The organism is Shewanella oncorhynchi, from assembly GCF_030848765.1.
Taxonomy (GTDB): Bacteria; Pseudomonadota; Gammaproteobacteria; order Enterobacterales; family Shewanellaceae; genus Shewanella; species Shewanella oncorhynchi.
This window is the reverse complement of record NZ_CP132914.1, coordinates 2,441,870-2,468,824: the sequence shown is the minus strand read 5'-3', so window position 1 is coordinate 2,468,824 and position 26,955 is coordinate 2,441,870. Positions and strand designations below refer to the sequence as shown.

Sequence of the window (26,955 nt, the reverse complement as noted above, 5' to 3'; positions counted from 1 at the left end):
TTTCATTAATCAGGACTGCGGCTATTTTCACTTTTTAAAGCCAACGCCACTGAGTAGATTAGTGGTCATCATAGAACTTGTGGATGTTCAGCCATGTTATTACAAGATAAATTAGTGCAAATCGTCACCAACCCGCAGCTTTCACCCAAGCAAAAATCCAACTATTTAGCATTAGAAGCGGAAGCCAGTTTGCCCTATATGTCGATATCGCCCGAGGTAAAAGCGGCGATGAATGACGGTATTATTTGCGACATGTTTGAAGGCCATGCGCCGTTTAAACCACGCTATGTGTTGCCAGATTATGCCCGCTACCTTCAACAAGGCTCTGAATACTTAGAGTTATCTGCGGCAAAAAACTTGGACGAAGCCATCAATGCCTTAACGATTCTGTATCATCACGTGCCATCGGTGACCAATATCCCCGTGTATTTAGGTCAGCTGGATGACATTTTGATGCCTTTCGTTGAAGGAATGGATGCGGAAGTTCTTTATCGTAAATTAAAACTGTTCTGGATCATGCTCGACCGAACCCTGCCCGATGCCTTTATGCATGTGAATATTGGCCCTACAGATAACATCGTTTGCCGCACCCTACTGCGCATTGATGCCGAGTTAAAACAAGTTGCCCCCAATTTGACCTTTATGTACGACCCCGCCGTCACACCGGATGAATTGTTGTTGCTTGCGACCACCAATATTTGTCAGTGCAGTAAGCCGCATATCGCGAATTACCCTCTGCATTCCGGTGCGTTTGATGAGCGCGGTTTTGGTATTGTCAGTTGTTACAACGCGTTGCCGTTAGCGGGCGGCGCCAATACTTTAGTTCGACTTAATCTTAAAGAAGTTGCGTTAAAGGTCAATTCTATAAACGATTTTTTTGATACTGTATTGCCAAACTACTGCTCACTCACCTTCGAGCTCATTGAAGCGCGCTCGGCATTTTTGCATCAAGAATCACACTTCTTTGACAGCTTTTTAGTTAAAGAGCAATTGATTGATGAATCGCGCTTTGCACCCATGTTTGGTATTTACGGCATGGCAGAAGCCGTGAATATTCTGCGGACATTCACGGCTACTGATGCAACGAAGTTATCTCAACGAGATCAACACACAGGCTATGGCCATAGCACGGACGCAAATCAACTTGGCTACCGTATTTCAGCCACGCTCGATGCCATAGTGAAATCCACACCCGTCGCCCATGGTTACCATGGGCGGGCACTACTGCATTCACAGGGCGGTATTAGTATCGACAACGATGTGACTCCTGGTGTTCGCATTCCCTATGGCACTGAACCGAATCCCATCGCCCATATTCAAGCCCTAGCGCAACATCATCAGTATTATACGGCGGGGATTAGCGATATTTTGACCATAGATGAAACCGTGAAATCTAATCCTCAAGCCATGTTCCAACTGTGTAAAGCCGCGCTTGAGTTAGGTTTTAGGGAGTTTACCGCCAATGTCGCCTCTAACGATTTAATGCGCGTGACTGGCTATATGGTAAAACGCTCAGATATTGAAGCGTTTAAACAGTGCGGCTCGCGTCTCAATACCACAGGCTTAGCCGCAGAAGCTGCGGTTAATACGGGAATATTGCAACGACAAGCACGAGTTATCGCCCATGAACACTCCCCTTGTGTCTTTAAATAGACACGCTATTGTCAGTCAGCTATTGCCCTTTTCATGCGTCGACGGGCCTGGCAGCAGGCTCGTATTATTCCTGCAGGGCTGCAACTATCAATGCAAAAACTGCCATAACCCACATACCATAGGCTTATGTGATGCTTGTGGCGATTGTGTCACCACTTGCCCTGAAAATGTGCTAACATTGATAAATCTCAATAATAAGCATCATATTCAATGGGATAGTGAGCGTTGTAGCCAATGCGATACTTGTATTGCCGTATGCCCGAAACAAGCGAGCCCTAAGGTCAGTCGTTACACCGTTGAGGAGATGCTGACGATTCTCCATAGTCAGCGTCACTTTATTAATGGCATTACGGTTAGCGGCGGCGAAGCGAGCCTGCAACTGCCGTTTATTATTGCCTTGTTTCAAGCGATTAAGGCCTCAAAACCGTTATCACACCTGACTTGTATGCTCGACACCAATGGCAGTTTGAGTTTAACGGGATGGCATAAACTGCTGCCGTTTTTAGATGGCGCTATGGTGGATCTTAAAGCGTGGCAACAGGATACCCATAGGTATATTACCGGTCGTGATAACCATGCCGTGTTCAAATCAATCCAATTATTAGCTAAACAGCAAAAACTGTATGAGGTGAGATTGCTGCACATTCCGAGCATCACGGATTACGAGGAAGAAATAGACGCACTAGCGACCTATTTACTTCTGCTAGGCCCAGATACGCGAGTTAAGTTAAATGCATTTCACCATCATGGTGTTGTCGATGAAGCACTCAATTGGCCAAGCTGTAAACAAGCCGATATTGAACGCTTAGCCGCAACCCTTACAAAGCGAGGCGTAACCAATCTCGTGTTACCTTCCATATACCTTTAACGACTGCAAAGCAAAATTTGCTCATAAAGCCAGCGCAGTGCGGGATCTTTCATGCTTTGACTATGCCAAACTAGGCTGTAAGCCACTTTGCCATATTCTATGGGTAAAGATTTAATCGTTAAGCCTTGAGCTTGGCTGGCGATGGATGCCCAGCGGCGCGAGCAGGTAAAGAGCAACTCACTGTGATGGCACATTAACGCCGCACTGCCAAAGTCTGGGACCGAAATGGGGACTGCCCGTTTTTTAGATTGTTGGGCGAGCAAAATATCAAAAAAAGGCGTGCTCAGATCTGTGTCTGTAATGCCAATATGGCTAAAACTCAGGTAATCATCGAAGCTGATATGCGGCTGTTTAGCCAAGGGATGGGATGAATTCATCAGGCAGATCATTTCATCGCTAAACAAGGTTTCCCACACCAGATCGTCTTGAAGAGGATTAGGTTGACTCAGATCATGGGGTAACAGCACAAAGTCTAATGTACCTTTAAGCAATCCATCAAAACCAATATTGTCTTTGCTGTAAATATCGAGGCGGATATTAGGAGCCAAGCTCAGAATATGGGCGCTGAGCTTGGCGGCCAGCAGCTCAAAGGTACTTTCGCGCATCGCAAGCGAAAAACGCCCCTCAAAATGTGCAGGGTTAAACGCATCCTGACTCATGATCTGATTCATATCATTGATCATCTGCTGCACGCTAGGCCCTAATCGTCTTGCCAATGGGGTTGCTACCAGTGAGTTGCCGTTACGATAGAACAGTTCATCGTTCAAACTGTCCCTGAGCTGGCTTAAGGTTTTACTGACGGATGAGGGGCTTAAACATAAACGTTCGGCGCTGGCGGTTACGCTCAGGGTATCGAGCATCACATGTAAAGTGATCAAATGCTTCATACTAATCCGCGAAAGCTTGGCCAAATCCATCTGTGACATCCTATTGATTTATCGTGTATACGCATCCAAAGATACGTCATTTTAATCATGATAAACAATAACATACAACTAGCACAGCATCTTATTCAGTAATGCGCGTCAGCTCACAGGCTTTCTCAAAACGAGTGTTCTTGAAGGCATCTGGTCTCAACGTCATCTTGCTTAACGCCATTGTCGATAAATTAAAGTTAACAAAAAGCGAATGCATTTGAGCATTCGCTTTTGGGATGTCTCACTTGAGATGGCTAACTGATGATCAACATTCAATAAGCATAACGTTGATATTCAGGCAGCAAAGCCTAGACGCTAAGCGTCGCAAGCTAATGAGTGACTCAATACAGCTAAGCCTAGCTATGTTTGTTTGCAAACTCATTCATAAACTTGACCAAAGCAACTACGCCATCGAGTGGCATTGCATTATAGAGGCTAGCACGCATACCCCCTACGATACGATGGCCCTTTAAGGCAACGAGTCCAGCTATTTGGGCTTGCTTTAGGAACTCACTATCGAGCGCTTCGTTGACTAATTGGAAAGTCACGTTCATTTGTGAGCGGTTCGCTGCAACAACCCCATTACGGTAGAAAGCATTACCATCAATGCATTGATATAACATCTGCGCTTTTTGTTGATTAATTTTTGCAATACTCGCAATGCCGCCAATGGACTTAAGCCAAGCAAAGACTTCAGCGGCGAGATACCAAGCAAAGGTTGGCGGTGTGTTGAACATAGAGTCATGCTCAACGGCTAAACGATAGTCCATGATGGACGACTGCGGTAAACTCGGCAGTTTTAACATGTCATCGCGTACTATCACTATCGATAGACCCGATGGACCTATGTTCTTTTGCGCACCGGCGTAAATCAAACCGTAGCGGCTGACGTCGATTTCACGTGACATAATGGTTGACGATAAATCGGCAACAATTGGCCAAGGTGAGTCTAATTCGTCAAAAATTTCGATACCATCTACTGTCTCATTTGGACAGTAGTGAACATAGCGATAATCGGCATCAATTTTATGTAAATCAGGTAAGACAACCGCATTGAGTCCATTGTGTTTTTCAACAATATTCAGACTATCAATCTGTGCTTCACCCGCCAGTTTCTGCGCTTCTGCTAACGCGGCTGATGACCATTGGCCACTGACTAAATACAGGGCTCTACCATGATTACCTAAAAAATTATTCACAACAGCGGAGAACTGTCCACGACCACCGCCGTGCATAAATAGCACATGGTAATTTGTGGGGATCTGCATCAGTTCACGTAAATCGGACTCGGCTTGTTGTGTAAGCGCGATGAACTCTTTACTTCGGTGGCTGATTTCCATCACGGAAACGCCTTGGCCATTCCAATCAAGTAATTCCTGTTGTGCTTTTTTCATTACCGCTGCGGGTAACATTGCAGGTCCAGCACAGAAATTATAAATCGCGCTCACTGACACTCTCCTTAATCCCAACCATGATGTAGGTATTGATAAAACGAAACCATTCTAAAACGAACAATGCTATCAACATCAATGCCATTAAAAAAACGAGCGTCCAATTGGACGCTCGTTAATATGACACTTAATTACTCTTCGTCTTGCTCATCATCAGCAAGCTCGTCTTCATCTTCGTCCAACTCTTCTTCGTCATCCAGCGCTTCTTCAAGCGCCTCGTCGGCTAATTCACCTTCGATAATGACAGGAACAATCGGTAAACCGTTTTCATCCAGCTCGACTTCATCTTCTTCAGTTTGGATTTCGTCGATACGTTGTAGGCCGACCACTTTCTCGTCGCCCGCAGTGCGGATAATCGTTACACCTTGAGTGTTACGGCCAATGATAGACACGCCGCTCGCAGGTGTACGCACTAAGGTACCTTTATCACTGATGAGCATCAGTTCGTCGTTAAGACCGACTTGAACAGCCCCAACAACAGCGCCGTTACGTTCGCTCACCTTGATTGAAACCACACCTTTAGTCGCACGGCTCTTCGCAGGATATTCAGACAGTTGCGTCCGTTTACCGTAACCGTTTTCAGTCACAGTCAGAATCGCGCCATCGCCTTTGGGTACGATAAGCGACACGACTTTTTGACCTTCTTCTAAACGGATACCACGAACGCCTGTTGCAGTACGGCCCATAGGACGTAAGGACAAGACTTCTTCACCGGTTTCAGGATCGGTTTTTACTTCGCCGGTTTCAGAATCACGAACTTTCTCACCAAAGCGAACCACTTTACCTTCGTTCGAGAACAACATGATTTCGTCATCACCGTTAGTGATATCGACACCGATCAGTTGGTCACCGTCTTTGAGGTTAACGGCGATAATACCGTTTGCACGTGGATTGCTATAAGCAGTTAGTGCGGTTTTCTTCACAGTACCGTGTGAGGTCGCCATGATGATGTACTTGTCCGCCGCGTATTCACGTACTGGCAGAATCGCAGTAATGCGCTCGCCATCGGATAACGGCAACAAGTTAACAATTGGACGACCACGGGCCGTACGGCTCGCTAATGGCAGTTGATACACTTTGAGCCAGTACATCTTACCAAAATCAGAGAAGCACAAAATGGTATCATGGGTATTGGCAACTAACAGCTTCTCGACGAAATCTTCGTCTTTCACTTTCGTCGCGGCTTTACCTTTACCACCACGGCGCTGGGCTTGGTAATCGGTCAATGGTTGATACTTGGCATAACCTAAGTGCGACAGTGTTACCACAACGTCTTCTTCGTTGATCAAGTCTTCAAGACTCATATCGACTTCGTTGGCATTGATCACTGTACGGCGCGCATCACCATATTCTTCAAGGATTTGAACTAATTCTTCCTTGATCACTTCCATCAAACGCTCAGGACTGCGCAAAATAAACAGCAGACCCGCGATAAATTCGAGCAGTTCTTCGTATTCGGCGATGATCTTATCGTGTTCAAGACCGGTTAAACGGTGCAAACGCAGTTCCAGAATGGCCTGAGCTTGTTGCTCAGTCAGGAAGTATTGACCGTCACGAATACCGTATTGTGGCTCTAACCACTCTGGACGCGCGGCGTCATCGCCCGCTTTTTCCAACATACCTTGAACGTGGCCTAATTCCCAACCTTGCTCAACCAATTTCACTTTGGCATCCGCAGGCGTGGGTGAGGCTTTGATCAGTGCAATAATCGGGTCAATGTTAGCCAGTGCAACCGCCAGTGCTTCCAAAATATGGGCACGCTCACGGGCTTTACGCAGTTCGAATACGGTACGACGCGTCACCACTTCACGGCGATGCAAAATAAAGCATTCGAGCATTTCTTTAAGGTTAAACAGTTTAGGCTGACCATTGGTCAGGGCCACCATGTTAATCCCGAAAGAGCACTGCATTTGCGTTTGAGCATAAAGGTTATTTAGTACAACCTCGCCCACTTCACCGCGCTTAATTTCGATAACGATACGCATACCGTCTTTATCAGACTCGTCGCGTAGACCACTGATCCCTTCAAGCTTTTTATCTTTAACCAGCTCGGCAATCTTCTCGATTAAACGGGCTTTGTTCACTTGATACGGGATTTCAGTGACGATAATGCGCTCACGGCCATTATCTTCGGTTTCCACTTCAGCCAGAGCACGCATGATCGCGCGGCCACGGCCAGTTTTATAGGCATCAATAATGCCTTTACGGCCATTGATAATCGCTGCAGTGGGGAAATCCGGACCAGGAATGTATTCCATCAACTGTTCAATCGACAGTGAGGGTTCTTCAATCAGTGCCAAACAGCCTTTCACCACTTCTGTTAAGTTGTGGGGTGGGATGTTGGTTGCCATACCCACTGCAATACCCGATGAACCGTTAATTAACAGGTTAGGTACGCGTGTAGGTAATACAGCTGGGATCTGTTCTGTGCCGTCGTAGTTAGGGACGAAATCAACTGTCTCTTTTTCAAGATCGGCCAGTAATTGGTGCGCTAACTTATCCATACGGATTTCGGTATAACGCATTGCCGCCGCTGAGTCACCGTCGACCGAACCGAAGTTACCTTGGCCGTCTACTAAGGTGTAACGCAGTGAGAATGGCTGGGCCATACGGACGATAGTGTCATAAACAGCAGAATCACCATGGGGGTGATATTTACCGATGACGTCACCGACCACACGGGCAGATTTTTTGTAAGGCTTGTTCCAATCGTTCTTCAATTCACTCATGGCAAACAGAACGCGGCGATGAACCGGCTTTAAGCCGTCGCGCACGTCTGGTAATGCACGTCCCACGATAACGCTCATGGCGTAATCAAGGTACGAATTCTTTAGTTCGTCTTCGATATTAATTGGCGAAATAGATGATGCCAGATCAGTCATAAACTGCTCGTTCCCCTGAAAAATAGCTGACAACGTATAATCCGTATCATTGCCTAGCCCAAAAACGTGATTTGGCATTCTAACACAGTTATTTAATGTCGCCAGACCTATCATTATCGAATTGAGAGTCTGGTGGCTTAATAGATGAAAACACTGTCAATTTGGTCGTTTGTGCGATAAACAAGCGTTGAAATTCATGGCTTACGATGAGGAAAAATCGTCAAAGGGATAAAGTAAAAGGTCGATACGGAGCACAACAATTAACATAAAAGCAGATAACTGCTGAAAATTCACTCAACCACAAGGGCTTAGCTCAGTCGAGCACTTTGTTTATCAAACATAGTCGTTATAATAGCCGCACAATACAGCTTCTTCAGGTAATAGCATGCATCAGAATACCAATGTAGACCCACAGGAAATCGCAAAGTTTGAACGTATGGCCGAAACTTGGTGGGATCTCAACGGCGAATTTAAGCCGCTGCATCTATTAAACCCGCTGCGCTTAAACTATATTGATCAAACCGCTGGCGGTATTTTCGGCAAGAAAGTGCTCGATGTCGGCTGTGGTGGCGGCATTTTGTCTGAAAGCATGGCCCGCATCGGCGCCGAGGTTGATGGCTTAGATATGGGTGATGAGCCCTTAGAAGTCGCCCGCCTACATGCCCTCGAAACGGGCGTGAGCATTAATTATGTAAAAAATACTGCCGAGGCCCACAGCCAAGATCATCAAGCCTATTACGATGTGGTGACCTGCATGGAAATGCTCGAACATGTACCCGATCCACAATCTGTGATTAAAGCATGCTGTGACATGGTCAAACCCGGTGGTCATGTGTTTTTCTCCACCATCAACCGCAACATTAAATCCTACGTGCACACCATTTTAGGCGCGGAATATTTGCTAAAAATGCTGCCAGTTGGCACCCACGAGCATAAAAAATTCATTAAGCCTTCGGAGCTGATTGAGCTAGTAGATAATACCGATCTTATCTGTACCGATGCCTTAGGGGTAAGCTACAACCCATTGACGGGCATTTTTAAGTACACGCCTAAGGTTGATGTGAATTACATGATAGCAACGCGTAAGGTTGATTAATATGAGTCTGGCACAGATCAAAGGCGTACTGTTCGATCTCGACGGCACCTTAGCCGATACCGCGCCGGATCTGGTGCATGCCCTCAATTTAAGTCTTCAAGACGTCGGCATCGCCGCACAGCCGTTAGCAGCCATGCGCTACGCCGCATCCCACGGCAGTTTTGCCTTAGTCGATGCCGCGATCCCTGATGCAGCGGATGATCTTCGTACTCAAGTACAGCAAGGGCTGCTCGCCCACTATCAGCGCATTAATGGCGATCATTGTGCGCTATTTACAGGCATAGCGGTATTACTCGATTGGCTCGAGTTAACTCAGCTGCCGTTTGGGGTCATCACCAACAAGCCTGCGCGCTTTACCCGTCCCTTATTGCGAAAACTGAATTTACACTTGCGTATGCCCGTTATCATCAGTGGCGATTCTACAAAACACGCTAAACCCCACACTGCACCAATGCTGTTAGGCGCACAACAACTGAACTGTGCTCCAGAGCACATTTTGTATCTTGGGGATGCCGAGCGAGATTTGCTCGCGGCCAAGGCTGCTGGCATGTTAGGCGGCGTGGCCCTATGGGGTTATCTGGGCGTGAACGACAAGCCGTTGCAATGGCCTGCGCACGCGCATTTTGCAAGCCCAACTGAGCTACATCAAGCACTAATCGAAGCATTGGCTTAACAACATCAACCAAAAACAGCGCCTACAATGCTCACGAATAAGGCATCCAATACATAATTTCACTGACGGAAATCAGTGTGTCAGCATACTATTTATGACCCACGGAAAAAGTCAGGCGCATAAAAGATCGGCACTCGTGAGCAATCGCGATCTAAAGAAAAAGATCGCCTAAAAATCCCCCATGAGTGTGACACGCTAACCTGAAATTGAGCTTCAAGGTTAGTCGTTACTAACGCAAAAGTTTATCCTCATGTTATCCACAAGATGTCCCCTGAATTCAGACTTGCAAATAGGGGCAAACCTCACTATCTTGTATCCCATATAATTTAAAACACCATATCTTGTGTATAGGTAACAATCAGACACACTAGAAGCTCGCCGCTTAATTGACTCGTTTGTAACCAGTCAGCTGTATTTAAGGGACGATTGTTGATTGTTTTACAAGGATACGTACGGTGATTTTGCTCACCTAAATACATATAAGAACCAAGGCCTATCTCCAAATGAATAGCACTATGACAGTCACAAAACGCTGTGGCGATCGTGAGAATATCGATCTCGAAAAAATACACCGCGTAATTACTTGGGCAGCCAAGGGATTAAAAAACGTTTCTGTTTCGGAAGTTGAACTTCGCTCGCACCTACAGTTTTTCGATGGCATCCCAACCGAAGCTATCCATGAAACCATTATCAAGGCTGCGGCGGATTTAATTTCTCCAGAATCACCGGACTATCAGTTCCTCGCTGCACGTTTAGCGGTGTTTCATTTGCGTAAGAAGGCCTTCGGTCAGTTCGAGCCGCCCGCATTGTATGCTCACGTGACTAAGTTGGTTGAGCTAGGTAAATACGATCAACACATTTTAAGAGATTACACCCGCGAAGAGCTGGATGTGATGGATACCTATATCGACCATTGGCGCGATATGGATTTTTCCTACGCTGCGGTAAAACAGCTTGAAGGCAAGTATTTAGTTCAAAACCGTGTTACCCACGAAATCTATGAGAGCGCGCAGTTCCTTTACATTTTGGTTGCTGCTTGCTTGTTTGCCCGTTATCCAAAAGAGACGCGCCTGAAATACGTTAAAGATTTCTATGACGCGGTATCAACTTTTAAACTGTCGCTGCCAACGCCAATTATGGCCGGTGTGCGCACCCCAACGCGTCAGTTTAGCTCTTGCGTACTGATCGAATGTGGTGACAGCTTAGATTCCATCAACGCGACCGCTTCGTCTATCGTGAAATACGTCAGCCAACGTGCGGGTATCGGTATTAACGCCGGTCGTATTCGCGCCTTAGGTAGCCCAATCCGTGGTGGTGAAGCCTTCCACACAGGTTGTTTACCTTTCTATAAGTATTTCCAAACCGCAGTGAAGTCGTGTTCTCAAGGCGGCGTGCGTGGCGGTGCTGCGACCCTGTTCTACCCTATTTGGCACTTAGAAGTCGAATCTCTGCTGGTATTGAAAAATAACCGCGGCGTCGAAGACAACCGTATCCGTCATCTAGACTACGGTGTGCAGTTGAACAAAGTCATGTATCAACGTCTGATCAAAGGCGAAAACATCAGTTTATTTAGCCCATCTGACGTGCCTGGCTTGTACGATGCTTTCTTTGAAGATCAAAACGAGTTTGAGCGTTTATATCTGCAATATGAGCAAGACAGCAGCATTCGTAAGAAAACCATAAAAGCCGTTGAGCTGTTTTCACTGATGATGCAAGAGCGTGCCTCAACGGGCCGTATCTACATTCAGAACGTGGATCACTGCAACACTCACAGCCCGTTCGATTCAAAAGTCGCGCCGATCAGACAGTCTAACCTGTGTCTTGAAATCGCCCTGCCGACTAAACCATTGAACAACATCGATGATCCAGAAGGTGAAATCGCGCTTTGTACGCTGTCAGCACTTAACTTAGGTTCTATCAAAGAGTTATCTGATATTGAGCCATTAGCCGACCTCGCCGTACGCGCACTGGATAATCTATTGGACTATCAAGATTACCCTATCAAAGCCGCGCAAATCGCCTCGATGAATCGCCGTACCTTAGGCATAGGCGTGATCAACTTCGCTAACTATTTAGCGAAAAATGGCATGAAGTATTCCGATGGTAGTGCGAACGCTTTAACCCACAGAACCTTCGAAGCGATTCAGTACTATTTACTGAAAGCCTCAATGAACTTAGCCAAAGAGCAAGGTGCGTGTCCGTTATTCCACGAGACCACTTACTCTCAAGGTATTTTGCCAATCGATACCTACAAACGTGACCTAGATAAAATTTGTACCGAACCATTGCACTTAGACTGGGAATCACTGCGTAGCGATATCAAGCAATATGGCCTGCGTAACTCGACGCTATCGGCATTAATGCCTTCAGAAACCTCGTCGCAAATCTCCAATGCGACCAATGGTATTGAGCCACCACGTGGCCTTATCAGCGTGAAATCGAGCAAAGACGGTCAGCTAAAACAAGTGGTACCAGATTTCGATACACTGAAAGATAGCTATGAATTGCTGTGGAAAATGCCAAGCAACGACGGTTACTTACAGCTAGTGGGTATTATGCAGAAATTCGTTGACCAAGCGATTTCGGCTAACACTAACTACGATCCTTCACGTTTTGAAGGCCGTAAAGTACCCATGCAAACCCTGCTGAAAGATTTGCTCAATGCTTACAAGTTAGGTGTTAAAACGCTTTACTACCATAACACTCGCGATGGTGCGTCGGATTCACACGATGACATCACCAATTTAGAGAAAGAAGATGACGGTTGCGCCGGCGGCGCATGTAAAATCTAGTCTTTAACTTTAACGTTAACGGTTTTATAGGGATCCCTATTTAGTGGATCCCTATCCATTGGAAAAATAGCACCATGGCCTACTCTACCTTCTGTCAAACACCCAACGATGCCACCCGTGAACCTATGTTTTTTGGTCAATCGGTCAACGTGGCGCGCTACGATCAACAAAAATATGAAGTGTTCGAAAAACTGATAGAAAAGCAGTTATCTTTCTTTTGGCGCCCAGAAGAAGTAGACGTCAGTCGCGATAAGATTGACTACGGTGCATTGCCTGATCATGAAAAACACATCTTTATTTCGAACCTGAAATACCAAACCCTACTCGACTCGATTCAAGGCCGCTCGCCCAATGTGGCCTTTTTGCCGCTGGTGTCACTGCCTGAATTAGAAACCTGGATTGAGACTTGGTCTTTCTCTGAGACGATTCACTCGCGCTCATACACCCACATCATTCGTAATATCGTTAACGATCCTTCAGTGATCTTCGACGATATCGTCGTGAACAAAGAAATCTTAAGCCGTGCGACCGATATCGCCGCTTATTACGATCACTTGATCCAACTGACTCAGATATTCCATTTACTCGGTGCAGGAACCCATGTTATCGATGGCAAAGAAGTCATAGTCAATACCCGCACCCTGAAAAAAGCCTTGTACCTATGCATGATGTCAGTCAACGCCCTAGAAGCTATTCGTTTCTATGTTAGCTTTGCCTGCTCATTTGCCTTTGCTGAACGTAAGCTCATGGAAGGTAACGCGAAAATTATTCGCTTAATCGCCCGTGATGAAGCCTTACACTTAAATAGCACTCAGCATATTTTAAGCATCATGCAAGGCGGTAAAGACGATCCAGAAATGGGTGAAATTGCTGCAGAATGCCAACAGGAAGCTTTCGATTTATTCTTCAAAGCCGCAGAGCAAGAAAAAGAATGGGCAAAATACCTATTCAAAGACGGCTCTATGATAGGTTTGAATGAACAGATCCTGTGCCAATACGTTGAGTTTATTACTAATCAACGCATGAAGTCGGTGAATCTACCGCAACCATACCCAGAAATAACCAATCCATTACCTTGGATGAAAAACTGGTTAGAAAGCGATGCAGTGCAAGTTGCACCACAGGAAGTTGAAGTCTCTTCATACCTTGTCGGCCAAATCGACTCCGCGGTTGATGGTGATGAGTTCCTCGACTTCGATCTATAAGACACTTAAAAGTGACGTTACAAAATGGCATTAAAACAGTGACATCAAAAAAACGGCCACAAAACCTGTTTGCGAAGGCGCCGATCGTGCGCCTTCAAGGTCAACCTGTGTTGCTCTTTACCGAGCAACAAGGCACCTTGCTGCAAGCGCTCGAAGCTAAAAAAGTTAAAATCTTCTCAGAATGTCGCAACGGTTTCTGCGGCGCCTGCAAAACACGCGTCATCAGCGGAAAAGTCAGCTACTTAAACGAACCCTTAGCCGAACTCAAACATGATGAATGTTTGCCCTGCTGCTGTGTTCCAACCGAAGATTTAGAGCTGGATCTATCACCTGAAGGTGCAGCTGTGGTCACCTATGCGTGTCAATCGAATCAGAATAAAACCAGTTTGGCTAAGCCAAAGCAAACACAAAATGTAGCAAGTGACACACGCACGCAGAAACAGGCAGTGTTTGAAGACTCATAACGGCAAGACTCGATTGTTCAATAAGCTGCTTTAAACAAGATGTGGCGTTAAAACCCAAAATCGCTTTAAAACAAAAATGAGCTTTTAAACAAAAAGTAGCTTTAAGACAAACAGCCCCTTTCAATACAGCCTAAATCAATCCGCGCCATTAGATACCAAACGTTTTAAACTCCACTATTTTCCCTTCTCTCTATTTTCAATGCATTCACACTAAAAAACCTAAAACAAACTAAAACAAACTAAAACAAAAAAGCCTGAACACAGGTTCAGGCTTTCAGGATCTAAAATTGAATACTTAAGGTTTAAAACGTAAGGCTTATCGACTTTCTATAAACGCATTGCCAGTTCAGCGCCTTGGCGGATTGCACGCTTAGCATCAAGCTCTGCCGCGACATCCACGCCGCCAATCAGATGCACAGGCAAGCCCGTCGCTTTCATCTCATCCACTAAGGTGCGATTCGATTCTTGTCCAGCGCAAAGCACAACATTATCAACGGCCAGCACTTCAGCTGTTTCGCCCACGCGAATATGCAGTCCCGCATCATCGAACTTATCGTAACTCACGCCCGTTTTCATCTTCACATCATGTTGCTTAAGCACAAGACGGTGGATCCAGCCGGTAGTTTTACCTAAGCCCTTGCCCATCTTCGACGTTTTACGTTGCAGTAAAAACACCTTACGATGATCAGTATTGTCGGAATGAGGTTCAGTCAGGCCGCCCGCATGCTGGTAAGTTTTATCTATGCCCCACTGTTGTAGCCATTTATCGGGGTTCAAGGTGCTCGACTGGCGCTCACACAAAAAGTGCGCCATATCGAATCCTATACCGCCGGCGCCAATCAAGGCCACCGTATTACCGACAGTCACTTCACCCAAGAGCACTTTTTGATAATCGACCACCCGTGGGTCATCAAAACCGGGTAAGACTAAATCACGCGGCACAACGCCTGAGGCGATTACCACTTCATCAAACTTTTCGGTCGCCAACACACTGGCATCGAGGCGAGTGTTTAATCTCAGCTCCACCTTATGCAACTTAATTTGGTTTATGAAGTAACGAATAGTCTCGTTAAACTCTTCTTTCCCTGGGATTTTACGGGCGAGATTAAACTGACCACCCACCTCAGATTTCGCTTCAAACAAGACAACGTCATGACCACGCATAGCGGCATAGACAGAAAACGCCATGCCCGCAGGGCCTGCCCCCATCACCGCAATACGCTTTTTATTGGCTGTGGGTAAGAAGTTGATTTCAGTCTCATAACAGGCGCGAGGATTCACTAAGCAAGTTGCGCGCTTGAGGGAAAAAGTATGATCAAGACAAGCTTGGTTACAGCCAATGCAGGTGTTGATAAGCTCCGGCGTGTTCGCCGCAGCCTTATTCACAAACTCAGGATCAGCAAGGAAAGGCCGCGCCATCGACACCATGTCAGCTTGACCTGAGGCGATAATCTGCTCACCAATCTCAGGGGTGTTAATGCGGTTAGTCGCAATTAAGGGAACGGAAACAGATTGCTTGAGCTTTTCCGTCACCCACGCAAAGGCGCCACGGGGCACGCTTGTCGCAATGGTCGGTACACGCGCTTCATGCCAGCCAATGCCCGTATTTAGAATGGACACGCCAGCTTGCTCTAACCACTGAGCGAGCTGCACCACTTCATCCCAAGTTGAACCGTTATCCACCAGATCGAGCATAGATAAACGGAAGATAATGATGAAATCTTTACCGACTTTTGCCCGTATCGCGTTAACAATCTCAATTGGGAATTGCGCCCGTTTTTCAAACGCACCGCCCCATTCATCGGTGCGAGTGTTGGTGCGCGCACTGACAAACTGATTAATCAAATATCCTTCAGAGCCCATCACCTCAACACCATCGTAACCCGCTTTCTTGGCAAGGGCGGCTGAACTGGCGTAATCCTTAATGGTCGAGCGCACTTGACGGCTGGACATAGCAGACGGCGTAAAGGGCGTAATGGGAGACTTAATCTTACTTGGTGCTTGGGAAAAAGGATGATAGCCATAACGTCCCGCATGCAAAATTTGCATACAGATCTTACCGCCAGCCTCATGCACCGCCTGCGTTACTACGCGATGCTTACCCACTTGCCAAGGAAAACTCAGCTGACAGGCATGGGGCGTAAGGCGACCACGAAGATTGGGGGAAATACCACCCGTCACAATCAAACCTACACCGCCCAGAGCGCGTTCTTTATAAAACGCTGCCAGTTTCTCAAATCCGCCCTTTTCTTCTTCCAAACCTGTATGCATTGAGCCCATAAGCACACGGTTTTTGAGCTGGGTAAATCCCAGATCTAAGGGTTCTAATAAATGGGGAAACGACATTCAAACATCCTTTTAAAACAAGTGATTTAAATCAGCATACCTTGTGTCAAATCTAAGCTCAACCGTTGGATCGAGGCCATCAGTCAAAATCCTTTACAATTGTGTTTAGCCTGTAGCGCCATTTTCAGTTAGCATTGGCAGATTGGACTTATAAAGGAGTGGCAGATGTCCGCTAACCCATCGTTTTTCAAGAGAATATGTTTGTTTATTTGGCACACCCTGAACGGGACACGTAAACTCATCCTCAATCTAATCTTTTTTGGACTCTTAGCCGCGATCATTATCTCCATTGGCAGTAGCGAAGATATCCAAGTTGAAGATAATTCGGCACTGGTGCTTAATTTAGCCGGCTCTATTGTCGATCAGAAACAACAAGTCGATCCCTTAGAAGCCGCATTCAAACAAGGCCAAAATGCCAACGCCGATGGTGAAATCCTACTCGCCGATGTGCTTTATGTCATTGACAATGCAGCGCAAGATCAACGTATTAGCGTACTAGTGCTCGATCTGGTCGATCTTAAACGTGCTGGGATCAGCAAACTACAATCTATCGGTAATGCACTCAATCGCTTTAAAGAGAGCGGTAAAAAAGTCATCGCCATCGGTAACTACTACGAGCAAAATCAATATTTCCTCGCCAGTTTTGCCGACACCATTTACCTCAATCCCCAAGGCGGTGTCTCGCTTGATGGCCTGAGTATGTACAACCAATATTTCAAATCGGCCTTAGAAAAACTCAAAGTCAAAGCGCATATTTTCCGCGTGGGGACCTTTAAATCAGCAGTTGAACCCTACATACGTGACGATATGTCAGATGCTGCGCGGGAAGCCAGTAGTGCACTGTTAGCCGATGTATGGCAAAGCTACACACAAACGGTTGCTGGCAATCGCAATATCGAACCGAATTCTCTGGTGCCCGACGCAACCACTTATTTGGCAGAACTCGATAAAGCCAATGGCGATTCAGCCACAATGGCAATCAACATGAAATGGGTTGATAACCTAGCGACCACAGAAGATTTTCGTAAAACCATGCTAGAAACAGTAGGAAAAGCCAGCAGTGGTGACAGTTTCAAGCAAGTCAGTTTTTATGATTACTTAACCTTAGTGACACCATTACCCAGCTTTGTAGAGCAAGACAGTGTTGGTATTATTGTGGCAAGTGGCACAATTTTGAACGGCACTCAACCTGCGGGCCAAATTGGCGGCGAAAGCACCGCCGAACTGCTACGTAAGGCACGTTTTGATAAACACATTAAAGCCTTAGTATTACGCGTTGATAGCCCTGGCGGTAGCGCCTTTGCCTCTGAGCAAATTCGTCAAGAATTACTTGCACTTAAAGCAGCAGGTAAACCCGTGGTTGTGAGCATGGGCAGTTTAGCCGCATCCGGTGGTTACTGGATTTCAGCCAGTGCCGACTATATCTTCGCAACGCCAACAACACTCACGGGTTCGATTGGGATCTTTGGTATGATCACTACCTTTGAAGATTCATTGGCCAGTATAGGCGTGCATACCGATGGCGTATCGACCTCAGAATGGGCAGGATTATCTGTTACCCGCACACTTTCCCCCCAGATTGAAGCGATTATCCAACGTCATATTGAACGCGGCTATTCGGACTTTATCTCCCTGGTCGCTAAAGAACGTAAGATGACCATAGAACAAGTCGATAAGATTGCTCAAGGCCGTGTATGGAGCGGTAAAAAGGCTCTTGAGCTTGGCTTAGTCGATGAACTAGGTGATGTAGATGAAGCCATAGCTAAAGCCGCTAAACTCGCGGATATGACGCTATTTGACACCCGCGTCATCGAACAAGAGCTGACACCCGAACAAAAATTCATGCAGCAGATGTTTGCCTCAGTATCGAGCTACCTGCCCGCCTCACTAAGTCAGTCATCGATGTTAGAACAAATGCTACAACAGTGGACTAGCAGTTTGAAAACACTCACCTCTTTCGATGATCCAAATAACGTCTACATCTACTGTGATACTTGCAATATGATGAACTAAATCTGCCAGCGTCTAGGTTGCAGCTCGCAACTTCAAGATGATGACAAAGACAAAGCCCGGATCTCCGGGCTTTTTTATTGGGTTTATGTCAGTAAAATCGTATAATTCGGCCACTTGAAGCTAAGAAAACGACAAGAATGACTAAACGCTCCATTTATGTTGCCTATACTGGTGGCACCATCGGTATGCAAAAGACCGATAACGGCTTTGTTCCCGTCGCGGGATTCCTGACTCAGTGCGTGCAATCTATGCCTGAGTTTTACCATGAAGAAATGCCGACATTCGTCATCCACGAATACTGCCCGCTTATCGACTCTTCCAATATGGCACCAACCGATTGGCAGATGATCGCCGACGATATACAAGCCAATTACGATAAGTACGATGGCTTTGTGATCCTTCACGGCACAGATACCATGGCGTACACAGCTTCGGCACTGTCGTTTATGCTGCAAGGCTTATCAAAACCTGTAATAGTGACGGGCTCGCAAATTCCCCTCGCCCAGCTGCGCTCAGACGGCCAAACCAATTTATTGAACTCACTCTATATTGCGGCGAATTATCCAGTCGCTGAAGTGTGTTTATTCTTCAATAACAAACTCTTTAGGGGTAATCGCTCGACTAAGGCCCACGCCGACGGCTTCGATGCTTTCGCCTCACCCAACTTCCCGCTACTGCTTGAGGCGGGGATCAAAATCAATCTGCGCGCAGGCAAAATCACGGTCGCCAACGATACCCCATTAGAAGTCGCTCATATCAGCCCACAACCTGTCGGTGTGGTGACCTTGTATCCTGGAATATCGACACAGATTTTTGAGAACATTCTGCAACAGCCAGTTAAAGCCCTCATACTGCTGACATTTGGTGTGGGTAACGCACCGCAGGATGCCGCCTTACTCAAAACCTTAAGGCAAGCAGATGAACGTGGCATAGTGCTGGTGAATCTAACCCAATGTTTCCAAGGTAAGGTGAATATGGGCGGCTACGCCACAGGCAATGCATTAGCCAAAGCAGGCGTGATCAGTGGCGCCGATATGACCATAGAAGCGGCCTTAGCAAAACTGCATTATTTGCTATCTAAAAATTTGCAGCCAGCTGAGATAAAAGCGGCCATGTTACAAAATCTAGTCGGTGAACTGAGCATAGATTAAAGATATAGTCTTCTAATCTGTTTGTTGCCCTCAAACGCTAGCAACAAAAAAAGCCCATATTTGATGGGCTTTTTTGATTTAAACTCAGACTAGATTTTAGTTCAGACTTAACAGCACTAAATGAGTGTTTATTTTAAGACTTTTGCGGACCAAGAGTTGCATTGAAGTTATTTGATATCAAATCAATGTTAGCATTGATATCACTAACAAAAGATAAAATGCTAGCTCCCCTTGCCAACCTCAGACTTACACCTAATTCCTAATAAAGCACACCTTGCAAGCCGATCTGCGCGGCCAGTCAGAAATTATAAATCCTGTGCTTTAAAGCCGGCAATTGGCTCACCACGGAATTGCTTTTTCAGCTCGGCCTTAGACAGCTCATTTATTTTACCGTCAGATGCAATAGTGAAATGCTCTGTTTGCTCAAGCTTACGCGCTTGATACAACATCACCACCTGCAGAGTCGATTCACGCTGAGTCTCACTCAACACAGTACCATCCTCCCACTTACCCAGCTCAGCAGCACTGCGAAGTCTTTCATAAACTTCAATGGGCATTTGATCGATCACTTGATTGATATCCGTCATACACTTTTCCGCTTATGTAACACGATTCTGACTCGTGTAATGAGATAACCTACAAAACCAAACACAAAGCATATTCCGGCGATATTCGCACGCATACCTTCGGCGGGTTCCCCACCCCAAAACCAAATCACCACACCAGCAATGAACAAGGTCATAGCAACGAAACTCTGATTCATTAAGCTGCTGGACTTTTGAATATGACTAATGCGCGATAAGGACTCATTGTCGCCATCGGTTTTTGCTTGGCAATGGGGGCATGAAGACGCTTTGCTCGACATACGTTTACGACACACCGGACATTCAATTAATGCCATATCAGCCTCGCCCTAACGTAACTTATCAACAACGGCGAGCATGGCAATTAGCGATGCTTCACCTAAATAAATACTGCGTTCTGGTGACCAACCCACAAAAGGATCGGCCAGATTATTATTGTCTTTAAACGGCATCTCAAGGGTATTTGATAAACACTTGAAGGTCTGGGCAACCCAATTAGACGCTACGGTCAGATTCGCTTGACCGGGCTCATCTTTATCATACCCATACTGAGTTTGAAAATCGGCACTGGCTAAGGTCAATGCTTGACTAAAGTCCGCTTGCAGCTGCGCGAGTTTATCATTATAAGCGGGGACGCCTTCACAACCCGCTAGAAACACATAAGGTAAGCCTTCATCACCATGCACATCATAAAACAGGTCAACACCCGTTTGCTGCATCTTGTTGACGACGTGATATACCTCAGGGCTTTTTTCTAAACTCGGTGTTTGCCACTCGCGGTTTAGATTAATCCCAATCGCGTTAGTGCGCAGATGACCTCTGACACTGCCATCGGGATTCATGTTGGGCACTATATAGAAATTGGCCTTATCAAGCAGCGCCTTTGCCGTGGGACAGTCATTATCGAGTAAACGATTCACTAGGCCTTCAACTAACCATTCAGCCATCGTTTCACCCGGATGTTGTCTGGCGGTGATCCAAATATTGCGTTTAGAAGGATCGCCATTCCCTACTTTCATCAGAGTAATATCGCGGCCATCTAAGGTCAGGCCTAAATGCTCTAAATTGACATCTGGGTGTAACTGGGCGCCGCTGAGTAAATCTAAATGACGCTCATAGCTGTAGGGTGCAAAGTAAGCGATTTGAATGGCATCGCAATCTAACTCTATGCTAATGCTCAGTTTACCGTCTTGATATTGAGTCGGAATACGGAACCAATGCTGGCGATCATAACTGGCCACCGCCTGATAATCTTCCCATCCCTTGGTATAAGAAGCGGTTCCCGCATTGATAATATTCAAGGTGTAATGGTTACCCACTTCACCTTCAAATCGAAAATTGAACCATTGATAAAACTCACCACCCGCATCAGGGCGGATAGCAAGTTGAATATCGTCTTTATTATCAAGATTGACGACTTGGATATTTCCGCCATCAAAGTTGGCACTGATCCGCATAATGATTCCTAATAGGTTGTTAAAACTAAGGGCAATTTAATGGCGTGCGACAGATAGCACACGACACATTTTATTATATGGCCGATAGAATAAACCAAAACATCCCAAGGGGAAAACGAAAGCCATTAAATTCAGTCAAGACACTTGCAATCGACCTTTAATTAACCAGTTAACACGCCTAAAATCCACAAGAAATGAGCCTTTCGCTATAAATTCATGAAGATATTAGACCATAAAACTATAACCTTGGCCTCGTACTGTATTAATCAAGTTACGCGGCAAACTGATGTTAGCTAGCTTGCGGCGAGTGTTACTAATGTGCATGTCCAGATTACGGTCAAATCGGCCCAAATCTTTCTGTAGCACTGAGCGCTGCAACTCTTGCTTAGTGATGACTTGGCCTTTTCTTTCAAAAAGATATTTAAATAATTTAAACTCGGTTTGGGTCAAATCGACATAGCGGGTGCCAATAGTGATCCTATAACTCATTTCATCGAAGTTAATCACTTTAGCCGCCACAGTCGCCATTTGCGGCGAGTGAGAGTGACCAGCACAGAGACGCCGCTCTAAGGCTCGTAAGCGGACAAAAATCTCTTTTATGCTAAACGGCTTACTCAGAAAATCATCTGCTCCCAATTCATAACCAGTGATGCGATCATCTTCATTATCACGTGCTGAAATCATCAATACTGGCGTTGAACATTCACGCGCTTTTAGCAACTCAAATCCATTCATCTGTGGCATCACTAAATCAAGCACTATGATGTCTGGAGCAAAACTTTCAATGCATGCCAGACCCTCAATGCCATTAACCGCACACTTAACCTCATGCCCTTGCGTACATAAGGCATCAGCTAACCACACGCTAAACAATGGATCATCATCGACCAAGAGTATTTTACTCATCCTTAAAGCCCAAACGAGAATCTATATCATTTATATTACCATGCGAATCGAGACGACTCTAGCGCTATTACATTAGTTAAGAAGTGTGATGTTGAAAACTGTGAACAAAATACGATATTAACAACCAATCAACGGATGATTAGCGACTCTAAATTCATCTCGTAAACTCCCAATAAAAAAGCGCCCTAAGGCGCTTTTTAGAAACTAAGAGTCTGAACTTAGCTTAGAATTTAACCGTTACACCACCGTAAATCACGCGGCCGATTGTGTCATATACTTGTGGAACTGTACCACCATCGCTACCGTTAGAAACACGTGATGGTTTTTCATCAGTGAAGTTTTTCACACCTAAACTAACAGTTGTCATATCAGTGATGTGATATGTTCCAGAAATATTGTGGTATAGCACTGAGTCAACATCATAGCCTTTCGCCAAGTCTGTCATCTCACCAATATAACGGTTGAAGTACATAACACTCCAATCATCTTGACCAGCTGAGAGACTGAAGTTATTACGAACCTTAGCATAAGCACCGAAGTTACCGTCGATAGTATCAGTGTAATCTTTATTATCCTGCTCAAAGTTCAATAAATATGTCGTGTCATTGCTGATTTTCCAATCCAAACCTAAGCCTTCAAAGTTATAGGCTAAGTTAAAATCAATACCGCTAGTATCTTGATAACCTACGTTGGTTAACGCATTCGTTAGATTACGCAAGTCACCTTCTGGGGTAATATTAAACGTTTCACAAGCTGACGTAATGCCATCTTTACAATCATCTAAGCCAGCCTGAGTATCTAAACGGGCGATCGCGTTATCCACTTTGAAGCGCCAGTAGTCTAATGTCAGAGACATACCATCAAGATAGCTTGGCGAATACACTAAACCAGCAGTATAAGACTCTGACTCTTCAGGCTTCAAATCTGGATCAGAAGTACGGTTTACCAAAATTTGTCCTGGCTGTTCATCATCTGACAACCAAGGATTTGTAAGGTAATCAAACGATCCCGAATTACCACCATATAATTCAGCAACACTTGGAGCACGGAAGCCTGTAGCCGCAACACCCCGAACCATTAAGTCATCTGTTGCAGTGTATGTTAAACCAATTTTCCAAGTGGTCGCTTTACCGAATGTTGAGTAATCGTCTAAACGCAGCGCGAATTCACCCGTTAATTTCTCGGTGAAAGGCACACTTACTTCTTGAAAAATCGAAATAACGTTGTAGTTACCATCGGTTGGGTCTTGCTGTGCTGCAGTACTTTCACCTGCGACAACAATTGGATCGGGATTATAGAAACCACTCTCACGGCGGTATTCAGCACCAATCGCAAAACCAACGGCACCCGCTTTTAAATCAAACAACTCACCATTCAAGCCCGCAGATAATGTCTGTTGTTCATTACCGCCATTTGCAGCCTCTGTATAACCAACAGCATCTTTCATCGCTTGTGTAAGTGGTGCACCACTCAACCAAGCATCAGGATTAGCATAAATAGCGTTACGCATATCGCTAGCATTGATAGAGTTCTCTACTGCGGTTTCTGCTTTGTTCTTACCAAATGTATAAGTAACATCCCAGTTCATACCTGTATGAACGTCTAAAGTACCCGCTAGACCACCTGATAAACGCCAAGTATCAGTATCCTGAGTATAAATACGAGGACCTACATCATTCATACGTCTAGCATAGAAAACTTGCCCATGATCATCAGGCTTAATACCTGCAGCAATCATATCACTATCAAGTGTTAAACACTTTAATGGATCTGCATCTGGTTGACCACAGACATCAAGATATAGCTGTGCAGGTTGAGCTGCCATTTGCTGATGAGAACGACGGTTGGTATAAATAGCATCTGCAGTTAACACAACATCATTACCCAGCTCTTGAGTCATGTTAGCAAATAAACTGCGACGTTCACTTGGTGTTTGATAGTAGCTATCTTGGGTGAAATCATAAGTCTCTGTTTGTGCTACCCAATTACCATTAGCATCTTGAACCATACCATCTAGTGAACCCGTTGGTATAATTCCACTCGCACCAGGTTTAGTCCAATCACGATCAGATTGGATCACACCACGTCGGTCAGAAAAAGCGGCACCAAAGGTGTAATTACCACCATCGGTGTTAAAACCGTATAGTGCACTGACATCACCACTTTCGCCATCGCCTTTGTCTGTACCACTGCCGTTAAAATCGAACTGGAAACCTTCAAAATCTTTCTTCGTGATAATGTTCACTACACCAGCAATGGCATCAGAACCGTAAACCGCTGATGCGCCGTCTTTCAGAATTTCAACACGCGCAATCATAGCGACTGGAATCGAGTTAAGATCCACTGCACTATCGGCGCCTGAACCTGAGTTAACCATGCGGCGACCATTCAATAACACAAGCGTACGTTGTGAACCCATACCACGTAAGTCAACTTGGGCAACACCGTCAGCACCGTTGTTTGTGGTTGAACCCACTGCCGCACCCGCCATCGAAGTCTGTACTTGCAGCATTTGGTCAACAGAAGTAAAACCTTCCGCTTTAATCGCAGCAGCATCAATAACGGTCACAGGAGATGCTGTTTCCATATCTTGGCGTTGAATGCGTGAACCTGTCACTTCAATACGTTCAACTTTTGCTTTTTCTTCAGCAGCAAATGCGCTTGACGTAACAAATGCACCAGTAGTGATAGATGCAACGATAGCTAAGTTAATAGCTGACGCAACTTTCGTTTTTTTGATCATGTATGAATGCTCCCTAGATCTTACTATTATTTTTATGCTTACAGCTTGTACAGTTATTGCTGTACTAGTGTTGCACCTGATACTGAGGATTCACTTTAACTCCGTCAATGCTCAAAATTTTAACCAATAAAAACATATTGTTAATTATTGCGATTTATTTGGTTAATTAATTTGACGGTTATTTTTTAATACCCTTATTAACCACACTTACGCAGAGTTAATCACCACAATATGTGGATTAGGCAAGCTTTAAGCCTGTTAATAAAAAACATAAATGAAACATTTCGCACATTAAAAAATGTGATGCAGATCACAAATTTTAATCCTTATCAAAGCTATCTAGAAGAACAGTGTATTGATTAACTATTGTTAAATCTGCATATCTAGCAATATCCACAGATAGCCAAAGCGCTAAAATACCGATAAACATAGATAAATTGCATTAAAACAGAGATACACTATGTATCAATTGTGCTAATTATGCATTTTAACAACGTCTAAAACTATGGTTTAACAATTAAGGTACAAATAATTCTACACGTCTTTGAAATGACTATTTGTTACTGATCTTGCATATTAATTTTAAATATAAGTATTAGCTTCCAATCCCTCTAAACACTCCCTATTTCTTATTCTTAAATAAATGACTTACATCTCATACGGACCACATTCAAGGACAAATTTTCTTTATAAAAAAAGCGACCACTTAGGTCGCCTCTTATAGTCTGTATCATCAAAATGATGATTACTCGGGTTTGATCAACTCAAAATGTTGATATGCCCGTGCGGTTGCAATACGGCCGCGGGGCGTGCGTTGGATAAAGCCTTGCTGGATCAAAAATGGCTCTAGCACATCTTCAATGGTTTCGCGTTCTTCACCTATGGCTGCTGCTAAGTTATCGAGTCCAACTGGGCCACCCATAAACTTATCGATAATGGCGAGTAGTAACTTGCGGTCCATGTAATCGAAACCTTCATTATCGACATCCAGCAAGTCTAGTGCATGATCGGCAACAAACTTAGTGACAGCGCCATCATGCTTCACCTGCGCGTAATCCCGCACGCGGCGAAGCAGTCGGTTAGCTATCCGCGGTGTACCACGTGAACGGCGTGCGATTTCAAATGCACCTTCAGCATCAATATCCAGTTCCATCACCTTCGCCGAACGCGTGACTATGGTGCTTAAATCTTTGATGTTATAGAATTCAAGCCGTAGCGGGATCCCAAAACGCGCCCGAAGTGGTGAAGTCAAAGCCCCTGCCCGTGTTGTCGCGCCCACTAGAGTAAACGGTGGTAAATCAAGCTTGATAGAACGTGCCGCTGGCCCTTCACCTATCATGATATCCAGCTGATAATCTTCCATCGCTGGATACAAAATCTCCTCCACCACAGGGCTTAATCGGTGGATTTCATCGATGAATAACACATCACCGGATTCGAGATTGGTCAAAAGTGCGGCGAGATCGCCCGCTTTTTCCAGCACAGGCCCAGAGGTGGATTTAATGTTCACCCCCATCTCGTTCGCAACAATCATGGCTAAGGTGGTTTTACCCAATCCCGGCGGACCGTAAATCAACATATGATCTAAGGCTTCATTACGATTCTTTGCCGCTTGAATAAACACCTTAAGCTGTGCCCGAGTGTCATCTTGACCCGTGTATTCATCGAGCATTTTAGGGCGCATCGCCCTGTCGATGGATTCATCTTGAGCTTGGATCTGCGGCTGGATGAGTCTGTCTGCCTCAATCATTATT

The 26,955-nt window shown here is 45.3% G+C and carries 19 protein-coding genes; 9 read left to right on the top strand and 10 right to left on the bottom strand.

The window, feature by feature from the left end:
• Positions 1-93: 93 nt before the first annotated feature.
• Both RA178_RS11140 and RA178_RS11135 read left to right on the top strand, forming a co-directional pair.
• Positions 94-1,653 (top strand): YjjI family glycine radical enzyme, encoded by a 1,560-nt coding sequence (locus tag RA178_RS11140; RefSeq protein ID WP_306685363.1) that lies wholly within the window; start codon positions 94-96, stop codon positions 1,651-1,653.
• Positions 1,625-2,521 carry a YjjW family glycine radical enzyme activase gene (locus tag RA178_RS11135; protein ID WP_306685362.1) on the top strand — a complete coding sequence of 299 codons (897 nt, stop codon included), beginning with the start codon at positions 1,625-1,627 and terminating at the stop codon, positions 2,519-2,521. Before RA178_RS11140 ends, RA178_RS11135 begins: the two co-directional genes overlap by 29 nt.
• Here RA178_RS11135 and RA178_RS11130 read toward each other — a convergent pair.
• From RA178_RS11130 to gyrA, 3 genes are all read right to left on the bottom strand, one after another.
• Positions 2,518-3,438, bottom strand: coding sequence for a LysR family transcriptional regulator (locus RA178_RS11130; protein WP_168827065.1), 921 nt, complete (start codon positions 3,436-3,438; stop codon positions 2,518-2,520). The genes RA178_RS11135 and RA178_RS11130 overlap by 4 nt on opposite strands.
• Before the next feature lie 356 nt (positions 3,439-3,794).
• Complete coding sequence (gene serC / locus RA178_RS11125; RefSeq protein WP_168827064.1) at positions 3,795-4,886, bottom strand: 3-phosphoserine/phosphohydroxythreonine transaminase; 1,092 nt, start codon at positions 4,884-4,886, stop codon at positions 3,795-3,797.
• A gap of 134 nt (positions 4,887-5,020) precedes the next feature.
• Positions 5,021-7,771: a DNA gyrase subunit A gene (gyrA, locus tag RA178_RS11120; protein ID WP_168827061.1), complete on the bottom strand. Its 2,751-nt coding sequence runs from the start codon at positions 7,769-7,771 to the stop codon at positions 5,021-5,023.
• Between the two features lie 385 nt (positions 7,772-8,156).
• Here gyrA and ubiG point away from each other — a divergent pair, with 385 nt between their 5' ends.
• The 5 genes from ubiG to yfaE all read left to right on the top strand — a co-directional run bounded on the left by ubiG (position 8,157) and on the right by yfaE (position 14,001).
• Positions 8,157-8,867 carry a bifunctional 2-polyprenyl-6-hydroxyphenol methylase/3-demethylubiquinol 3-O-methyltransferase UbiG gene (ubiG, locus tag RA178_RS11115; RefSeq protein ID WP_028759866.1) on the top strand — a complete coding sequence of 237 codons (711 nt, stop codon included), beginning with the start codon at positions 8,157-8,159 and terminating at the stop codon, positions 8,865-8,867.
• A gap of 1 nt (position 8,868) precedes the next feature.
• Entirely contained in the window at positions 8,869-9,540 is a 672-nt protein-coding gene (locus tag RA178_RS11110) for an HAD family hydrolase (RefSeq protein ID WP_306685361.1), read from the top strand.
• Between the two features lie 503 nt (positions 9,541-10,043).
• Entirely contained in the window at positions 10,044-12,332 is a 2,289-nt protein-coding gene (gene nrdA, locus RA178_RS11105; protein WP_263181364.1) for a class 1a ribonucleoside-diphosphate reductase subunit alpha, read from the top strand.
• 74 nt (positions 12,333-12,406) lie between these two features.
• Positions 12,407-13,537 (top strand): class Ia ribonucleoside-diphosphate reductase subunit beta, encoded by a 1,131-nt coding sequence (gene nrdB / locus RA178_RS11100; RefSeq protein ID WP_263172069.1) that lies wholly within the window; start codon positions 12,407-12,409, stop codon positions 13,535-13,537.
• Positions 13,538-13,575: 38 nt separating this feature from the next.
• Entirely contained in the window at positions 13,576-14,001 is a 426-nt protein-coding gene (gene yfaE, locus RA178_RS11095) for a class I ribonucleotide reductase maintenance protein YfaE (protein ID WP_263172067.1), read from the top strand.
• 327 nt (positions 14,002-14,328) lie between these two features.
• Here yfaE and RA178_RS11090 read toward each other — a convergent pair whose 3' ends face one another.
• Positions 14,329-16,347, bottom strand: coding sequence for an NADPH-dependent 2,4-dienoyl-CoA reductase (locus tag RA178_RS11090; RefSeq protein ID WP_306685359.1), 2,019 nt, complete (start codon positions 16,345-16,347; stop codon positions 14,329-14,331).
• 165 nt (positions 16,348-16,512) lie between these two features.
• Here RA178_RS11090 and sppA point away from each other — a divergent pair, with 165 nt between their 5' ends.
• On the top strand, positions 16,513-18,360 hold the full coding sequence (gene sppA / locus RA178_RS11085) for a signal peptide peptidase SppA (protein WP_198573169.1): 1,848 nt from the start codon (positions 16,513-16,515) through the stop codon (positions 18,358-18,360).
• 137 nt (positions 18,361-18,497) lie between these two features.
• Positions 18,498-19,511, top strand: coding sequence for an asparaginase (gene ansA, locus RA178_RS11080; protein WP_006086774.1), 1,014 nt, complete (start codon positions 18,498-18,500; stop codon positions 19,509-19,511).
• Between the two features lie 305 nt (positions 19,512-19,816).
• Here ansA and RA178_RS11075 read toward each other — a convergent pair whose 3' ends face one another.
• The 6 genes from RA178_RS11075 to ruvB all read right to left on the bottom strand — a co-directional run bounded on the left by RA178_RS11075 (position 19,817) and on the right by ruvB (position 26,951).
• Complete coding sequence (locus RA178_RS11075; protein WP_028759859.1) at positions 19,817-20,098, bottom strand: YeaC family protein; 282 nt, start codon at positions 20,096-20,098, stop codon at positions 19,817-19,819.
• Positions 20,095-20,412 carry a zinc ribbon domain-containing protein gene (locus RA178_RS11070; RefSeq protein WP_105252563.1) on the bottom strand — a complete coding sequence of 106 codons (318 nt, stop codon included), beginning with the start codon at positions 20,410-20,412 and terminating at the stop codon, positions 20,095-20,097. The genes RA178_RS11075 and RA178_RS11070 overlap by 4 nt, the downstream gene beginning before the upstream one ends.
• 12 nt (positions 20,413-20,424) lie before the next feature.
• Positions 20,425-21,552 (bottom strand): M14 family metallopeptidase, encoded by a 1,128-nt coding sequence (locus RA178_RS11065; protein ID WP_105252564.1) that lies wholly within the window; start codon positions 21,550-21,552, stop codon positions 20,425-20,427.
• Positions 21,553-21,777: 225 nt separating this feature from the next.
• The gene (gene ssoR, locus RA178_RS11060) at positions 21,778-22,458 is read right to left on the bottom strand and encodes a response regulator transcription factor SsoR (RefSeq protein ID WP_028759856.1); all 681 of its coding nucleotides are present in this window, start codon (positions 22,456-22,458) and stop codon (positions 21,778-21,780) included.
• 223 nt (positions 22,459-22,681) lie between these two features.
• A complete protein-coding gene (locus RA178_RS11055; protein WP_306685357.1) occupies positions 22,682-25,201 on the bottom strand; it encodes a TonB-dependent receptor plug domain-containing protein in 2,520 nt (839 codons plus the stop codon).
• Between the two features lie 745 nt (positions 25,202-25,946).
• Entirely contained in the window at positions 25,947-26,951 is a 1,005-nt protein-coding gene (gene ruvB / locus RA178_RS11050; RefSeq protein WP_113940381.1) for a Holliday junction branch migration DNA helicase RuvB, read from the bottom strand.
• Between the last annotated feature and the right edge of the window lie 4 nt (positions 26,952-26,955).

Bases quoted from the DNA above. Each gene is read 5' to 3' on its own strand.
- RA178_RS11140 (WP_306685363.1), top strand. From the start codon at position 94: ATGTTATTACAAGATAAATTAGTGCAAATCGTCACCAACCCGCAGCTT.
- RA178_RS11135 (WP_306685362.1), top strand. From the start codon at position 1,625: ATGAACACTCCCCTTGTGTCTTTAAATAGACACGCTATTGTCAGTCAG.
- RA178_RS11130 (WP_168827065.1), bottom strand. From the start codon at position 3,438: ATGGATTTGGCCAAGCTTTCGCGGATTAGTATGAAGCATTTGATCACT.
- gyrA (WP_168827061.1), bottom strand. From the start codon at position 7,771: ATGACTGATCTGGCATCATCTATTTCGCCAATTAATATCGAAGACGAA.
- ubiG (WP_028759866.1), top strand. From the start codon at position 8,157: ATGCATCAGAATACCAATGTAGACCCACAGGAAATCGCAAAGTTTGAA.
- RA178_RS11110 (WP_306685361.1), top strand. From the start codon at position 8,869: ATGAGTCTGGCACAGATCAAAGGCGTACTGTTCGATCTCGACGGCACC.
- nrdA (WP_263181364.1), top strand. From the start codon at position 10,044: ATGAATAGCACTATGACAGTCACAAAACGCTGTGGCGATCGTGAGAAT.
- nrdB (WP_263172069.1), top strand. From the start codon at position 12,407: ATGGCCTACTCTACCTTCTGTCAAACACCCAACGATGCCACCCGTGAA.
- RA178_RS11090 (WP_306685359.1), bottom strand. From the start codon at position 16,347: ATGTCGTTTCCCCATTTATTAGAACCCTTAGATCTGGGATTTACCCAG.
- sppA (WP_198573169.1), top strand. From the start codon at position 16,513: ATGTCCGCTAACCCATCGTTTTTCAAGAGAATATGTTTGTTTATTTGG.
- ansA (WP_006086774.1), top strand. From the start codon at position 18,498: ATGACTAAACGCTCCATTTATGTTGCCTATACTGGTGGCACCATCGGT.
- RA178_RS11075 (WP_028759859.1), bottom strand. From the start codon at position 20,098: ATGACGGATATCAATCAAGTGATCGATCAAATGCCCATTGAAGTTTAT.
- RA178_RS11070 (WP_105252563.1), bottom strand. From the start codon at position 20,412: ATGGCATTAATTGAATGTCCGGTGTGTCGTAAACGTATGTCGAGCAAA.
- RA178_RS11065 (WP_105252564.1), bottom strand. From the start codon at position 21,552: ATGCGGATCAGTGCCAACTTTGATGGCGGAAATATCCAAGTCGTCAAT.
- ssoR (WP_028759856.1), bottom strand. From the start codon at position 22,458: ATGAGTAAAATACTCTTGGTCGATGATGATCCATTGTTTAGCGTGTGG.
- RA178_RS11055 (WP_306685357.1), bottom strand. From the start codon at position 25,201: ATGATCAAAAAAACGAAAGTTGCGTCAGCTATTAACTTAGCTATCGTT.
- ruvB (WP_113940381.1), bottom strand. From the start codon at position 26,951: ATGATTGAGGCAGACAGACTCATCCAGCCGCAGATCCAAGCTCAAGAT.